Genomic DNA, 16,070 nt, shown 5'->3' with positions numbered 1-16,070 from the left:
GCGCCGAGCGGCGGTGCGCAGGCGCGCGACAGCGATGGCGTGCCCGAGGCTCATCCGTCACGTGACGTTGCGAACAACAAGGAGAAAAGGTCCATGAAGCTTCGTTCCATCTCGCTCGTGCTCTGTATCTTCGCCCTCGGCGCCGCGTCGTGCTCGAAGGAGGCGCCGAGCTCGGGCAAGGCCGCGCCCGAGCAGACGCAGGCGAAGGCGGCGCACGCGCCGACCGACGTGAAGCCCGGCTCCCACGAGGACTGGTGCGGGGAGCACGAGGTGCCCGAGTCGCAGTGCACCCGCTGCAACCCGGACCTGATCCCGGCCTTCAAGGCCACGAACGACTGGTGCGCGGAGCACGGAGTGCCCGAGTCGCAGTGCCTCAAGTGCAACCCCGACCTGAAGATCGTCAGGCCGCCGAAGGGGAGCTGACATGCCCGGCCGCGTTCACATCGCGATGCTCCTGCTCCTCGCCGCTCTTTCAGGGTGCGGGACCAGAGGGACCGACGACGCCGCGCCGAAGAAGGCCGAGGCGAAGCCCGGCGCGGCGTCGGCGGTCGAGGGCGCCATGTGCAAGGAGCACGGCGTGCTGGAAGCGCTCTGCACGAAGTGCAATCCGAAGCTCGTCCCGATCTTCCAGGCGAAGGGAGACTGGTGCAAAGAGCACGAGTTCCCGGAGTCCATCTGCCCCATCTGCCACCCCGAGCGCGGCGGCAAGCCGGCGGCCGACGTGGCGAGCGACGGCGCGCCGGCAGACGGGACGAAGGTCAAGTTCAAGACCAAGGACACGGCCCGGCTCGCCGGCATCCTCACCGCGAAGGCCGTCGAGCGGCAGGGCGGCGGCGGCATCCCCGCGACCGCCAGGATCGTTTACGACGCGCTCAAGGTGGCGGAGATCAACGCCCGCGCCGCGGGGGTCGTCCGGCAGCTTCACGTGGACGTGGGCGCGGAGGTCAAGAAGGGCGCGCCGCTGGCGATCGTCGACAGCGCCGACGTGGGGGCGGATCGATCGCGGCTGGCCAGCGCGCAGTCGCGCCTCAAGATCGCCGAGGAGAACCTGCAGCGCGAGGAGCAGCTCGAAAAGGAGGGGATCTCGTCGCGCCGGAGCGTCCTCGCCGCGCAGCAGGAGCTCGACGCTGCCCGTGCCGACCGCGCCTCCTTCGCGGCCTCCCTGGCCGTCGTGGGCGCGAGCGCGGGCGGGAGCGGGGGCTATACGCTCACCACCCCGCTCGCCGGCATCGTGACGCAGCGCAAGGCGACCGTGGGCAGGCTCGTCGGCGTCGAGGAGACCCTGTTCGAGGTGGTCGACGTCTCGAGCATGTGGGCCGAGCTCGACGTCCCCGAGACCGACCTTCCGTCCGTCTCGCTGAAGCAGCCGGTGGTCATCGAGGTCGACGGCATCGCGGGGCGCGAGCTCAAGGGGGAGATCACGTACGTGGCGCCGGCCATCGACCCGGCCACGCGCACGGCCAAGGCGCGCGTCCCGCTCGCGAACCCGGACGGCGCGCTGCGGGCCAACATGTTCGGCCGGGCGCGCATCCTCGCCCCCGCGCGCGCCGCGGTGATGGTGCCCCGCGCGGCGGTCCAGCGCGCGAAGACGGTGAAGCTCGTGTTCGTGCGGCTCGCGGAGGACCAGTTCGAGGCGCGGCGGGTCGAGATCGCGGCGACCGAGGGCGACCTGGTCGAGGTGACGAAGGGCGTGCGCCCGGGCGAGGAGGTCGCGACCGAAGGGAGCTTCCTGCTCAAGACCGAGACCCTCAAGGAGAGCATCGGCGCCGGCTGCTGCGCCGAGGATTGAGGCGCGGGTCATGCTGAACGCCGTCATCACCTGGTCGCTCCGCCACCGGTTCCTCGTGATCCTCGCGTCGATCGGCCTCTCCCTGGCGGGGGTCCTCGCGTTCCGCCAGCTGCCGATCGACGCCTTCCCGGACACGACGCCGGTGCAGGTGCAGATCAACACCGTCGCCCCTGCGCTCTCGCCCGTCGAGATCGAGCGCCAGATCACGGCGCCCGTCGAGCAGGCGATCTCGGGGCTACCCAGGCTCGAGGAGGTCCGCTCGCTCTCCCGCTTCGGCCTCTCGCAGGTCACCGCCCGCTTCGAGGACGACACGGACATCTACCTGGCCCGTCAGGTCATCATGGAGCGGCTCCAGACCGTGACGCTGCCGCCGGGCATCGATCGCCCGGAGCTCGGCCCGGTGGCCACGGGGCTCGGCGAGGTGTTCCACTACGTGGTCACCGGCAAGGGCAAGTCGCTGAGCGAGCTGCGCACGGTCCACGACTGGGTCATCGCGCCGCAGCTCCGCTCGGTGCGCGGCGTGGCCGAGGTCAACGCCTGGGGCGGCGACGAGCGGCAGATCCAGGTCCTCGTCGATCCGGCGGAGCTCACGGCGCGGGGGCTCTCGCTCCACGACCTGGCCGAGGCCCTGGAGCGGAACAACGCCAACGTGGGTGGGGGCACCCTGGACCAGGCCGGCGAGTCCAGCCTGATCCAGGGCATCGGCATCGCCACGCGCGTGAGCGACATCGAGGACATCGTGGTCGCCGCCAAGGGCGGGGCCCCCATCCGGGTGCGCGACGTCGCCCGGGTGGTCGAGGGGCGCGAGATCCGGCGGGGCGCGGTGACCGCGGACGGCCAGGGGGAGGTCGTGCTCGGCCTCGGCTTCATGCTGATGGGCGAGAACAGCCACGACGTCACGACCCGACTCAAGGCGCGCCTGGAGGAGGTCAAGAAGAGCCTCCCGCAAGGGATCGACGTCGCCGTCGTCTACGATCGCACCGAGCTCATCGACAAGGTGCTCGGCACCGTAAGGAAGAACCTGCTCGAGGGCGCGCTCCTCGTCATCGCGGTGCTCTTTGCCTTCCTCGGCAACCTCCGCGCGGGGCTCATCGTGGCCTCGGCCATCCCCCTGTCGATGCTCTTCGCCTTCGATCTGATGCTCCGCGCCGGCGTGGCGGGGAGCCTGATGAGCCTCGGGGCGATCGACTTCGGCCTCGTCGTCGACAGCTCGGTGATCATGGTCGAGAACTCGGTCCGGCGGCTCTCGGAGGACGCGAGCGACCGGAGCGCGACCGACGTCGTGCTGGATGCATCTATCGAGGTCCGAAGGCCAACGATGTTCGGCGAGCTCATCATCATGATCGTCTACCTGCCGATCCTCGCCCTCGAGGGGGCGGAGGGGAAGCTGTTCCGCCCGATGGCGCTCACCGTGATCTTCGCGCTCATCGGCTCGATGATCCTGTCGCTCACGCTCATGCCGGTGCTCGCGAGCCTGCTCCTGCCACGCCGCATGAAGGAGCGCGAGAACGTGCTCGTTCGCCTCCTCAAGCGGGCCTACCGGCCCGTGCTGCAGCTCGCGCTGCGCTGGCGCTGGGCGGTGCTCGCCGGCGCCGTGCTGCTGCTCGGCAACGCGGTCTTCCTGGCGACGCGGCTCGGCGCCGAGTTCGTGCCGCGGCTCCGTGAGGGCACCATCGTCGCCAACACCGTGCGGCTCTCGGGGGTCTCGGCGGGCGAGTCGATCCGATACGGCACCCGGCTCGAGCGGGTCCTGCTCGAGCGGTTCCCGGACGAGATCGAGCGCGTCTGGACCCGCACGGGCACCGCGGAGGTGGCGACGGACCCGATGGGGCTCGAGCTGTCCGACATGTTCGTCACGCTCAAGCCGCGGGAGGCATGGAAGCGCGCCGCGACGCAGGACGAGCTCGTCCAGGCGATGGAGTCGGAGCTCGCGGGGATGCCGGGCATGCGCGTCATCTACACGCAGCCGATCGAGATGCGGGTCAACGAGATGGTCGCCGGGATCCGGGCCGATCTGGGGGTGAAGCTGTTCGGCGACGACTTCGACACGCTGAAGCAGAAGGCGCGCGAGATCGAGGCGGTCCTCAAGCGGATCCCGGGCGCCGCGGACGTGGTGACCGAGCAGGTCACAGGGCAGCCTGTGCTCGAGATCGAGGTCGACCGCGGCGCCATCGCCCGGCACGGCATCGCCGCCGCCGAGGTCCTGGATGTCGTCGAGGCCCTCGGCGCGCGGGAAGTGGGGCAGCTCCAGGAGGGCGAGCGCCGCTTCCCCGTGATGCTGCGCATCGACGATCGCTACCGGGAGGACCCCGCCTCGATCGGCCGCATCCTCGTCACCGCGGCCGGTGGAGAGCGCATCCCCCTCTCCAGGCTCGCCAAGATCCGCACGGCCGAGGGGCCGACCGCGATCAACCGTGAGTGGGCGAAGCGCCGGATCGTGGTGCAGGCGAACGTCCGCGGCCGCGACGTGGGCACCTACGTCGAGGAGGCGCGAGCGAGGCTCGACAAGGAGGTCGAGCTCCCGCCCGGCTACTACGTCCGCTTCGGCGGGCAGTTCGAGCACCTCGAGCGGGCCCAGGCGCGCCTGCTCGTCGTCGTGCCCATCGCCCTGGGGCTGATCCTGCTCCTGCTCTACTTCACGTACGGGCGGTTGCTCGACGCGGTTCGCGTCTTCACCGGCGTTCCGTTCGCTGCGATCGGCGGCGTCGTCGCGCTCTGGATTCGCGACCTGCCCTTCAGCATCTCCGCGGGCGTCGGGTTCGTGGCGCTGTCGGGCGTCGCGGTGCTCGGGGACATGGTGCTCGTCTCCACCATCCGGCAGCTCACCTCGGCCGGGATGCCGGTACGGGAGGCCATCGAGCTCGCGGCTGAGCGGCGCCTCCGGCCGGTCCTCATGACGGCGCTGGTCGCTTCGCTGGGCTTCGTGCCGATGGCGCTGAACACGGGCGTCGGCGCCGAGGTCCAGCGCCCGCTCGCTACGGTCGTGATCGGCGGCGTGATCTCCTCCACGCTGCTCACGCTGCTCGTCCTGCCGGTGCTCTACAGCGTGGTGGGCGGGCGGCTCCGCGCCGACGCCGCCAGCGAGACGGACGCCTCCGATCACCCGCCGCGCTCTGGCCCGGTCTTATCGCCCGCCGCGGAGTAGGCGGGCGCGGAGGTCACCAGCGTGGCGAGGAAGGGCGCGGCTCCCGTGTGGCGCGGAGGCAACTCCGCAGCTCGCGCGGAGCGCAGCCGAACCATCGCTGGCATGCGTGGCTGAACGCGGTCGTGTCCGCGAAGCCGAGCTGCAGCGCGACCTCGGTCACGCTGGTCGTCGCCCTCTGGAGCAAGCTGCTGGCGCGCTCGCGGCGCACCTCCTCGACGAGGCGCCGGAAGCTCGTCCCCTCGACTTCCAGCCGCCGGCGCAAGGTCCGCTCCGTCGTACCGAGGGCGCGAGCCACGAGCGGAAGCGACGGGATACCGCCGCCCGCGCTCGTCAGCTCGCGGACGATCTGGTGCCGGACGGCGTCCACGATCGAGCGCGGAGTGAGCGGCTCTGACAGCGCTTCCGCGGACCTGCACAGGTACTCCCAGAGCGTCCGGTTTGCAGAGGGGGGCGCCGCGTCGAGGATCTCGCGGCGGAAGGAGAGCCCGTCGTGCGGAGCGTCAAAGTTCACGGGGCAATCGAAGAAGGCGCTGTGCCCGGCCCGGCGAGGCGGCGCGGGGTGGCGGAAGGTCACCTCGACCGGCGTGAGATCGGCGCCGGCGATCCGCCGCAGGCAGCCGAGTCCCTGCGCGACGGCCGTCTCGTTGGACAACCGGTGTCCGAGGGTGAGGGGCGCCGCGCGGTACCAGCGAACGTGGACGCGTTTCGCGGTCGTCGTCGACTCCCAGCGACCCGAGTCGGTGAGCAGCGCGCCGTAGCGAGCGATCGTGTCGAGCGCGTCGCTCACAGACGGCGCGGTCATCATCGCGAAGCCGAGCACGTGCAGATCTTCGATGGCCGCCCCTTGCGCCACCCGGATTGGCAACAACGGATCATCGAGCGTCTGACCCAGATACGTCCACAGGTCGAGCAGGCGGTCGAGCTCGACGCGTCTTTCGGGGTCCTCGGCGAGCGCCAGCGGCATGCGGGTGGCGCGGCGCATGGCGTCCAGCCGCACGCCAGCCCGCAGCGCGTGGTCCACGACGCGCTGGACCACGCCCGCCGCGACGGTCGGTCGGGGTCGCACCATGCGCTCGGCTCCAGCATTCGGCGTGCCAGATCCCGGTGCGCCTCGTGGACGGCGATTCGGGCGGCGGACGGCGTTCTGGGCGCGTCGGGCATGGCGCTGCGATCAGGGGAGCATGACTGTCGTGCGGGCTCAGGGGCTCGTGAAGCCCAGGATCCCGTGCCCGGCCAGCGCGTGGACGGTGTTCGGGGGGTCTGGCGCGGGGTTCGTGGCGCTCGCCACGCCCTCGCGCATGAACGCGGTCCGGATGCGCGTGATGGAGGATGCCTGATGCGCCTCCTGGAACAGCTGCATCGCCTCGGCCGGGACGGTGATTGAGCCGTCGCCTCCCACGGTGACGCACTGGACCTCGACCTGCTTGTCGGCGGGGGGCGGCATCGCGAACGACGACGCCCCCTGGACGTCGCCGTCGGTGCTGGTGATACGCACGATCGTGCCCTGCGCGGCTCCGCAGCTCCCGCCCTGGCCGCCGCAGCCCAGGGTCATCGGCGTGCCGTCGAGCGGCACTGCGCCGAGGAGGGTTTGCGACGCGTCGTCGAGCTCGAAAGCCTCTCCCGCCACGAGGGGTCCCAGATTGGCGGCCTTGAAGGCCGTCGAGCCGCCGGGCTCGATGGCAACGACGACCTCATCGCCGCTCGTGATCGGATCGTTGGGGTTGCCGGGGACGGGCCCAGCGCCGGCGAGCACGACATAGCTGGCCGCGAACGCTTCCTGGGTCGCGCTCGGATTGGCCACGATCGCCACCTCACTCGACTCCACGGCGACGATGGGGAACGCCCCGTTATTTCCGCTCATCGCCGCGCCGTCCACGCGCAGGGTGCGACCCACGTCAGCGGCCGAGAACATCGCGCCGCCGACCGCGTACGCTGCGGTTCCCATCTCCGCGGCGGTCACGCTCGCCTGGCCCGCTCCACTGTGGGTTGGGCAGACGTAGCTACTGCCTTGAAAGCGGCAATCGATAGGTCCGCCCGCGAGGCCGGAGATCGTGACGACGCCCTGATCGGTGAGCGGCGGCGGTGGATCGTCTTGCGCGTCGTAGACCCATCCCTTGCATCCGGTGGGCTGACCGGGCAGCTCCTCGTAGCGTGGGGGCTTTGCTGAGGTGAACAGGATCTGCACTGTGAGGCCGTGACCTGCCTGCGGCGCGCCGAGGATCGAGATATCCTGGATGGAGATGAGTCCGCTGTGCGTCGGGGCGAGGCCGCTGCCTGCGCCGCCGTCGCCACCCGAGGTGCCGCTGCTGCTCGAGGCGCCGCCGTCACCACCCGAGGTGCCGCTGCTGCCCGAGCCCGCGCTTGTCTGCGCGCCGCCGCTCCCTTCGTGGCCGTCATCTCCCGGGTTTTCGCAGCATCCTGCGACGGCGAACGCCGTGGTGATGAGCACGGCGGCGCGGCGGCTCACTGGGTTCCGCGAGAGTCCCATTCGATACATCATGAGTTACCTCCAGACATCGTGATGAAGCGCGTCCGCCACTACGGGCTGGACGCGTCAGAGGAGGTATAAGGGTGTTGCCGCGTATCGGCTTGGTCGCGCCGGCCACGAACCTGGTCGAAGCGGCCTCACCGCGTCGGGCGGAGCGCGCCGGATGTGCTCTCCGGGTCATGCATGCGCGCAGGCTCTCGCGCAGGTTGCCGTTGTTGCCCCGAACCGCTCCACGGTTGCCCCGAACCGCTTCACGGTTGCCCTGAACCGCTCCACGGTTGCCCTGAACCGCTCCACGGTTGCCCTGAACCGCTCCACGGTTGCCCTTTTCGCCTCGGACCCCCGGTACCCCCCGGGTCTGGCGCCCTGGTCGCCTCGGACCCCCGGGTCTGGCGCCCTTTTCGCCTCGAACCCCCGGTCCCCCCCCGGGTCTGGCGCCCTTTTCGTCTCAGGCCCATCGTACTTCCATTGCGTCAGCCCGTCACGTCCTGACGCACCGGCGGTCGGCCCACCTCATCGTGGCAGTACAGCGTCATCTGCTCCTGGTTGTCCATCTTCGACCGGACCTGTTCAAAAGCGGACCACTATCGCGCGTCTCCCGACGGGATTTGTCAGGTGCTCTTAGCTGGTTTCATTCAGCCTTTACGCCAGTCGAGGCTCGTCGAAGATGACTTTACCGCCCTGCCGACAATAGCAGCGATCTTTGTGGAACGTTCCTGGGCTTCTAGCGGATTGACATGCCGACCTTTCGGGTTGAACTCGGAAGACATTGATACATATATCCCACGCTTGCGCTTCTCGACGAATGCATCGTTGCCTGCCAATACTTCAGCCTGTTGAACTGCTACAGGACCGAGCGATTCCTCGCTCAGGAAGAAGTTGCGAAAAGCAAGACTCCTTGAATCTTGTCGAAGCACCCCAGGCTCCTCCAGAGAATATTCCACCAAGATAGCTCCATAGAAGCAGGGGATCGTATCCACAACCTCCACGAACCGCTCATACGCCTTACGTCCAAGCTTTTTCAGTCGTCCGGCCTTTGTTCGAGCCGCACCGCAGAAGGCCTCACCCTCGGTGCGCAAGACCACGACACCGCCAAGCACCTCAATCTCCTCTGCTTCCTCGATCAGCCCAACCATATTGGGTAGACGAAGCTTCCTGGGTAGAATCCCGGGTGGCAGGTTGGCGACCAGCGCCTCAAGCGCAGGCTTCACTCCTGCGGTTCCAACGTAAAATGACAGCTCTAGGAACGGAGCGTCCATGGATTTCTCACTTCATGGCTGACAGAATTGCACCAAGCTGACTCTGGTTGGGGATGAAAGCCGTTGCCAGTTCACCCGCGCGAGGTCCTCCCTCGTAAAACTGCACGAAGAAGTACTTCCCTTCAATGCGTGCGAGATGACCAACGGTCGCTGCATCGCCGGTACTCCAAGCTATTTGCTTACCGCTCGAGGCTGCTCGCTCCACCATGCCTGCCACTGTGACATGTAGGCGCTGGGCGATACCTCCCTGCCGAACCATTGAGCCGCATGGCGAGAGAATGAGTGTTGCAGCCCTGGTGTGCCCGCAATCTGGCGAACCACGGGCGCTCCCCTCGCTGCGACCCCGACCGACGCCTCCAGCGCCTCCGCGCCGACGCGCGCCGCGCTCCCTGCCTTGCTGGCGGCACCAACGGCCTTGGCGAACTTGATGATGGAGCCCACGGCGACCACGCTCAGCGCGTCGAGCGCGACCGCGATCGCCTTGTCGGTGGGCGTGGCACGCGGATTACTGAAAACCGCCAGGCTGCTCATGCCAGGGAGGGGCATCGCGCCTATCAATGTACGCGTCGTCTCCGGCGACATCGACCATGTAGCAACAGGTCTCTCTTCCCCGAACACGTCGCGCCCTACCTGCCCCAGCGAGCTGTACGGGTTCCATCGTGACCCGAGCGCGTAGCCCGGCTGCAGACCGGACAGATCCATGTTGAGACCCAATCCCAACCCTGGAGGACCAGGCTCGCGATGACCGAACGGCTCGCCCGACGCCGGATCGTTGTGGATGCCCGGCAAGCCAGTCTGCCCCACCTCCTGCCCCACCTCGATGTGAACGCATCCATCACCGAGGACACAGTTATCGAAGGTCAGCCCGGGAGACCCCTCACCGTCCATCCACTCGGAGATCTGCTCGCTTGTCGCCTGGTACCCCGTGGGATCCACGAAGCTCAGCGGATTGTTGAACGCGTAGCTGTAGCGGTTCAAGCTCTGCGAGAAGAATGGCGCCTGGACGAACGGATCCGCCGACAAGAACCTCCCCAGCGCCGGGTCGTAGACCCGACCTCGCATGTTGATGAGCGACAGCTCCTCCTCGTCCTCATGCCCGGTGAACCCGATCGTCTCGCTCGGAGGCACCGCGGCCGGTCCACCGTTCGCCCAATCGGGATTCCGGCGCTGCCCGAACGGGTCGTAGCTGCGCCGCTCCACCACCGTCCCCATCTCGTTCGTGATCACACCCGCGGACCCATCATGGCCTGGATGCAGGTAATGCTCGCTGCGCGTCGCGTTGCCCGCCGCGTCGACCGCGATCGTCACCACCGCGATCACGCCTTCAGGCCCCATCACGCGCATCTTGTGCGCCACGCCACCCGCCGTGTGCTCGTGCCGCTCGTACAGCCCGCCCACGTACGTCGTGCTCTGCGCCGGCGACACCTTGCGCGCGCGCTGCCGGTCGCCGTCGTACTCGTACGTCGTCGGTCCGTGCTCCGCCACGATCCGGCGCGGCTTGTCGAACGGCGTGTACGTGATCGCCGCCGACGCGCTGCTCGCGCCGCGCACGTCGACCGGGCGGGCCGTCTGGTTGCCGTTCTCGTCGTACTCGTACGTCTTGCCGTTCGCGTGCCGCACGGCGTGCGGCCGATCGCCGTCGTACTCGTAGCTGCCCACGTCCGACTTGTACGTGATGTTGCCGAAGTCGTCGTACTCGTAGTGATAGAGAGGCGTCGCTCCGTCTCCGAGGTAGACGTCCTCCAGGCGGTCCAGCTCGTCGTAGTCGAACGTCTCGGTCAGCCCCTGCAGATGGTCTGTCCGATGCTCGACGTTCCGGTTCCCGTCATACCCGTACGACAGCCGCTGCAGGGTGATCAGCGTCGACAGCGGCGCTGACGATGTCCGCCAGCTGGTCGTGCTCTGCTCCAGCATCCCGGTGGCCGGCACGTACTTCCGCGAGGTCATCACCCGGTTGGCGAAGTGCTCCCGGGTGATCCGATTCGCCGCATCGGCGTGGTCCCACCTCCATAGCTCACGGCTGGTCGCCGGTTCCTCCACGGCCGTCAGGTGGCCATAGTCGTCATAACGGTAGACCACGGCGAACGGCGCATCATCGTCCACGGCGGGATACGCCACCCGGCGGAGCTCGCCCCGCGCGTTGTACACCCGCCGGACCGCGAACGACTCGCTCCCCCCTGACGGGCTGGGCAGCTCGGTGGTCTCCCTCCAAGGCCGGCCGGCCTCGTCGTAGTCATGTTGCACGATGACGCCATCAGGGCTCGACATCCTCACCAGCTTGCCGACCGCGTGCGGACCGTCATCGTACGTCCATTGCGTCAGCCCGTCGACGTCCTGACGCACCGTCGGCCGGCCCACCTCATCGTGGCAGTGCAGCGTCGTCTGCTCCTTGTTGTCCGTCTCCGACCGGACCTGATCGAAGGCATCGTAGACGAAGCTCCGCACCCCCGAGTCCGGGTTCCACGCCTCCGTCACGCGCCCGTACGCATCGACCACGTGCGCGAGCGTGTCGCCCCGCGCGTCCGTGATCCGCAAAAGGCCGCCGAACGGCCCGTAGTGGTACGTCGTCGTCTCGTGGCGCGCGTCCTCCGCCCGCACCACCTGCCCTCGGCCGTTGCGGACCACGGTGCTCTGATGCGCCCGTCCGTTCGTGACCGTCGTCCTCGTCCCGGCGTACGTCATGGAGATCGTCACGCCATCCGGCTCGACCACCGAGGCGGGCCGCCCGCGGCGGTCGTAGGCATGCTCGGTCCACCCCGGAGTCGACTCACCTGCCTCGTACGGCAACGACTCCGCGCGCACGCCGCCAAACCCCCAGTAGCGCCGGCGTGTCTCGCTCACCTTCCCCCTCAAACCGTGGCGCTGCACCCAGAACGGGCGACCGAGCCGGTCGAGCCGCGTCGCCGACGTCGCGCCCGTCGTCTCCTGTGCGTGCGCCGTGACCAGCCACTCCGCGCCCACCAGATCGCGCGTCAGCCAGTGCGTCGTCGAGCTCCCGTCCGGGCGGTGCTCTCGTCGCAGATTGCCAAAGCCGTCGTAAACCGACCACGTCGTGTGGCCGTTCGGATCGACGACCGCAGCCAGCTCACCCAGGTAGGGATGATACTTGAAACGCGTCGTATGGCCGAGCCCGTCGCGCACGGCGTGAAGGAACGCGCCGTCGGGCTCGTACGTATACACGGTCTGGCGCGTGACACCATGGGCGTCGACCGTCGTCGAGCGCTCGACGTTCCCATAATCATCGTAGTCGAGCTGGGTGTCGAGCCAGTGCGCCTCCTCCTCTGGGTGGCCTTTTGTGATCCGCGTCGGCAGGCCCGTTGTGGTATCGTAGGTCGTCTCTCCCGTGCGGACTTGAGCGCCTTCGGCGCTGACATCGGTCGTCGTGACCACGCGGCGCAGGCCGATCAGCCACGAGTCGGTGTGGTTGTCGTAGGTCGCGACCGTCGTTGTCGAAGGAGTCACCACGTCGACGGAGGGAGCCCATGCTTGCGTCGCCTCGCTCGTCGGATTGCCGAAATCGTCCACGTCCCTCTCGAGGTCCATGGCCCGGAACGGAACGTTCTCGGCCTGCAAGATCTCGTCCGCGACGAGCAGCCGTCCTAGAGCCAAGGGTGTCGATTGCATGCACTCGTGGTCGCTGCCCTGCACACGGCTCTGGTAGACGAAGTATCTCTGGCCGCCGTTCGTCGCGCGCACCGCCCAGGTCGCCCGGTCCATTGACAGCCACATGCCCGACGGAGCGCTCGGGTCCGGTCCGCAGCTGTCATGCCCGAAGGTGAGCGTCAGGAGCGGCCGCCCCGCGTACGGATAGCTCCGCGTCGCCGCGTCGAAGGTCGTCGGGTCGTAGACCGTCCGCGTCCAGACGCCGCTCCTGCTGACAGGATACCCTTCGGCAGAGCCGCTGAGGTCGTCGGTGTGAGCTGTATGGCGAACGTGCGCGCGAAAGCCGAGCCACCCGCGCCCGTGTCGATCGACGAATGCGTCTTCGTACGAGTGAGCCGTGAGCCGTCGGTTCGTCGATCCCCTCGGGCTACCGGGCTCAGTGCCGACGTCCTCCTGGTGCTCGGCCACCACGTACTTCGGCCCGACGAACCGCTTGCACGGGTAGCTGCACAGTGCGCCAGCGCCCGCGCGGAGGAAGTAGACGGCATCTGGATCGGTCCCGTGCTCGAGCGGCACGCTCGGGCTGTAGGAGCGGATCAGCGGCGCATAGCGGATGGCGACGGTCGGTGGAGCCGCCCCATTGGTATGCACGGTCGGGATCGGAGCGAAGTCATTGCCGCCGTCGCGGATGCTGGCGACCGCATCCGGTCTCCCGCCAGCCTGAGCCCGGTGGAGCCGTACCCGGAAATTTCCCTGATGAACGGTCACCAGGTCATGAAGCCCGTCGCCGTTGATATCGGCGATCCGCGGGCCTCGCCGGCTCGGCCAGGAGGTGCTCGTCTGCTCGTCAGGAGCGGGTTCGTAGGGAAGCCCGGGGTCTTCGACCAGGAAGGCTCGTCCCGACGGCGCCGCCCGGAGAAGGAAGAACTTCTTGAGCTCATCACCCAAGGGCCAAGGTCCCTCGAGCGATGTCACAACGTCATCGAGTTCATAGGGGACCAGCAGATCCTCGCGCCCATCTCCGTCATGGTCAAGGACGAGGCTCGCCTGCAGGTTATGCCGGAGCGCCACGAATCCGCTGGTGGTCGCGGTCCCCTGGTGCACAAAGGATCCTCCATGATTGATCCAGAGAGACAAGCTGTGGTCGGCGGAGCCCACGTACGGTTTGCTCGCGACGATGTCCTTCAGGCCGTCCCCGTTGACGTCCACAGGCACCATCGCCTCCTTGTAGTCCAGGCTTCGATCGATGCCGCTGCTTGTCAGCGTGGTCAGTCCATCGCCGGAGTCTGGCTGCTTCCGCCACCGGAGGATCTGGTATTCCCGCGAGTCAAGAGGCTCGCAGCCTCCGATGGAGTATGCTCCATAATCCGTGCAACGAAACAGGAGAATCTCCTGTGCTCCGTCACCGTCGACGTCGAGCGAGACAACTGGCATCGCGATGCTGGTTCCATCGAGCTCTGGTATTATCACGCGCGGACCGAAGCCGTGGCCATCGTGCAGGCGGTAACCCCACTGACCACCACACACCTCCGGAGTGAAAGGAAGGCAATACTCCTCATCGCCGGGCCAGAAATCGAACTCGAAGAGATCTTTCGATCCCGTCCCCGTTAAGATCGACCAGGTAAATGCCCGCCGTGAGAAAGTCGTACACGGAATCACCGAGCAGGAGTGATCGCGGCGAGCGAGGTATTCCCGTATCCTGAATCGTGAACCCGGTCACCGTCGACTCGAGGACACGCCAGGTCGGCGACAGGTCCGCCAGGAGAAGGTCGGTCTTACCGTCTTGATTGTAGTCGATCGGAAACCCACGCTGATATTCGCCCGCCTGGTACTCGTCCGTGGACGGGGTGTCCGTCCTATACGTTTTGGGAAGATGCTCGTTCGGTGTTGCTTCCCAGCCAGGATCGACGCCGAGCGCGAAGTTCCACCGCTCCATGTCAGGGTAGACGACATCGTCCCTTCCGTCCCCGTTCATGTCCATCACGACGACCTGGGAGGCAAACGCGTCGGCGTTCGGTGTGGTAGCCGTCGCGTCGATGCCCTCCTCGAACCCTGCCTCTGCCTCGGACCATCCGAACCGCGTCGGGCGCTTGCACGCGCCCGCCGTGCACTCGGTCACGCTCTTCAGAAGGCTCTGGCCACTGCCTTCGCTCTGGGTGTACTTGAGCTCGTAGCGGCGAAACGATGTGGAGTCGGGATCCGCCGTGACCCTGATCTGCCACAGGCGCCGTTGCACCGTCGTCTCCAGCCCGTGCGTGTACCGCGTCAGCACGTCGGGGCGCGTCTCGTAATCGAACTGAACGCTCCTGCTGTGCGGGACCCCGCGCACATGGCCGCCGTAGCGGATCTCCTTCGGGTAGTGCTCGGCCGTACCGCCCTCGACCGAGATCCTCTCGTACTCGACCTCCATGAAGTCGCCGACGCGATCGTGAACAGTCCGCAGCGCCCAGCTCCGCGCAACGTTGCCCGTGAGCACCCTCGCGCTGGAGCTGCTGCCCCCATACCTGAGCTTCAGCCCGCTCTTGGTATACGCGGTGAACGACGCTGGCCCGGTGTACACGTCCGGATCTTTCGACCCGCCATGGGACACGACCTTCACGAAGGTGTCCGGGGAGGTGCGGTACTCGGTTCCGTCTGCTCCGTAGGCACCGCTCACAGCGACGAGGCGCTGGCCGTCGAGGCAGAAACGGTCATCGGGCGTGAGGGTGACCCCGTGCAGCGTGTCGTCGTCCGCATACGTGCGTCCGCAGCGGGCGATCGAGGAGAGACCCTGGAGCGAAAACCCGACGCCGAGGAGCCCGTTACCCTTGTCGCTATGATATAGAATCGCTAGCTCGGGTTGGATTCCTCCTCGACCTGGGATAACCTGGATGGGGATCGAATAGGTGGCCGCGCCGTCGCTATCCCCGACCGCGAAGCTTCCGGGCGTCTTGCCGAGCCCGTCGGCCGGCGACAGCGTGCGAAACGGCCAGTTCAGGGCGGTATGGGCAGTCGCCGGAGGGGTGACGCTGGGGGTGTTGTGCGGTCCTTCTTCATCTCCTGGGATCGGGGCACTGTAGGCCGGCACCGTCCCGAATACGGTGTCGTCATAGGGAGCCGCGTCGACCGGCGCATCGGCGAGAGGCGGGCAAAGGTCCGTGGACGCGCTCTGCGCGCGCCCGGTCTCGCCGTCGCTCGTCAGCGTGCAGCCGGCTCCGAGCACGACGATGGCCTGGAATGAAAGCGCCAGGCAGAGCACGGCGATCGCATGACAGCGTGATCTGTGAGTCCTGTCCTGCCGCAGGGACAGGTACTTGCGTGCGGTGTTCGTCGAGATGTTTCCCCTGGCGCTGCGCCGAGGTCGCTGGAGGCATGTGCAGCCTCAATCGTAGTAAAGTTCACTACGTTGGGGGAACTCTGCTGTCAATCATCCCGGAGCGTCGGCGTCGTGCTCATCAGAGCCCTTGAGGCGCAGCCGCGGAGGGCTCCGGGGGTGAACCGGTACAGCCCTTGGGCGCCGCGGCCCTCGAGGTGGCACGGGACGAGGATGACACAGAAGATGCAGTTCGGCGCGTCATCACGTGTGCGAGTCAGGCCGCGTATCTCCAAGTCAGGTATCGAAAGGAAAGACCATGGCTATGGTCATCGTCTCGCGGGCGAGTTCGCGCGCAAAGAGGTGCGTTATACGTTCCAGCACGCGGACGCGTGGGCTTCGATCACCCGCCGGGTGCTCGAGTGGCCGGTACCGCCCGCGGGCGGGTCATCTGCCGCCCCTGAAGCATCCCTCGAGCGAATTCGACCGCGGAA

At 67.7% G+C, this 16,070-nt stretch carries 8 protein-coding genes; 3 read left to right on the top strand and 5 right to left on the bottom strand.

From position 1 onward, the window contains the following. Positions 1-93: 93 nt before the first annotated feature. The 3 genes from WME85_RS03910 to WME85_RS03900 are packed head-to-tail and all read left to right on the top strand — an operon-like array spanning position 94 to position 4,934. Positions 94-423 (top strand): hypothetical protein, encoded by a 330-nt coding sequence (locus WME85_RS03910; RefSeq protein ID WP_437835337.1) that lies wholly within the window; start codon positions 94-96, stop codon positions 421-423. A 1-nt stretch (position 424) separates the two neighbouring features. Then, the gene (locus tag WME85_RS03905; RefSeq protein ID WP_437835336.1) at positions 425-1,789 is read left to right on the top strand and encodes an efflux RND transporter periplasmic adaptor subunit; all 1,365 of its coding nucleotides are present in this window, start codon (positions 425-427) and stop codon (positions 1,787-1,789) included. Between the two features lie 10 nt (positions 1,790-1,799). Next, the gene (locus WME85_RS03900; RefSeq protein ID WP_437835335.1) at positions 1,800-4,934 is read left to right on the top strand and encodes an efflux RND transporter permease subunit; all 3,135 of its coding nucleotides are present in this window, start codon (positions 1,800-1,802) and stop codon (positions 4,932-4,934) included. Between the two features lie 13 nt (positions 4,935-4,947). On the opposite strand, the gene WME85_RS03895 is transcribed toward WME85_RS03900, so the two are convergent. The 5 genes from WME85_RS03895 to WME85_RS03875 form a co-directional block, all read right to left on the bottom strand. Further along, positions 4,948-6,003, bottom strand: coding sequence for an AraC family transcriptional regulator (locus tag WME85_RS03895; RefSeq protein ID WP_437835334.1), 1,056 nt, complete (start codon positions 6,001-6,003; stop codon positions 4,948-4,950). A gap of 129 nt (positions 6,004-6,132) precedes the next feature. Continuing rightward, positions 6,133-7,422 (bottom strand): hypothetical protein, encoded by a 1,290-nt coding sequence (locus WME85_RS03890; RefSeq protein WP_437835333.1) that lies wholly within the window; start codon positions 7,420-7,422, stop codon positions 6,133-6,135. A 635-nt stretch (positions 7,423-8,057) separates the two neighbouring features. Next, positions 8,058-8,681 (bottom strand): hypothetical protein, encoded by a 624-nt coding sequence (locus tag WME85_RS03885; protein ID WP_437835332.1) that lies wholly within the window; start codon positions 8,679-8,681, stop codon positions 8,058-8,060. A gap of 171 nt (positions 8,682-8,852) precedes the next feature. Beyond that, a complete protein-coding gene (locus tag WME85_RS03880) occupies positions 8,853-13,943 on the bottom strand; it encodes an RHS repeat-associated core domain-containing protein (protein WP_437835331.1) in 5,091 nt (1,696 codons plus the stop codon). Next, the gene (locus tag WME85_RS03875; RefSeq protein ID WP_437835330.1) at positions 13,840-15,522 is read right to left on the bottom strand and encodes a SpvB/TcaC N-terminal domain-containing protein; all 1,683 of its coding nucleotides are present in this window, start codon (positions 15,520-15,522) and stop codon (positions 13,840-13,842) included. The genes WME85_RS03880 and WME85_RS03875 overlap by 104 nt, the downstream gene beginning before the upstream one ends. Positions 15,523-16,070 lie beyond the last annotated feature (548 nt).

Source organism: Sorangium sp. So ce1153, assembly GCF_051521595.1.
Lineage (GTDB): Bacteria > Myxococcota_A > Polyangia > Polyangiales > Polyangiaceae > Sorangium.
The sequence above is the reverse complement of the archived record's forward strand: the minus strand, read 5'-3'. Positions and strand labels throughout refer to the sequence as shown.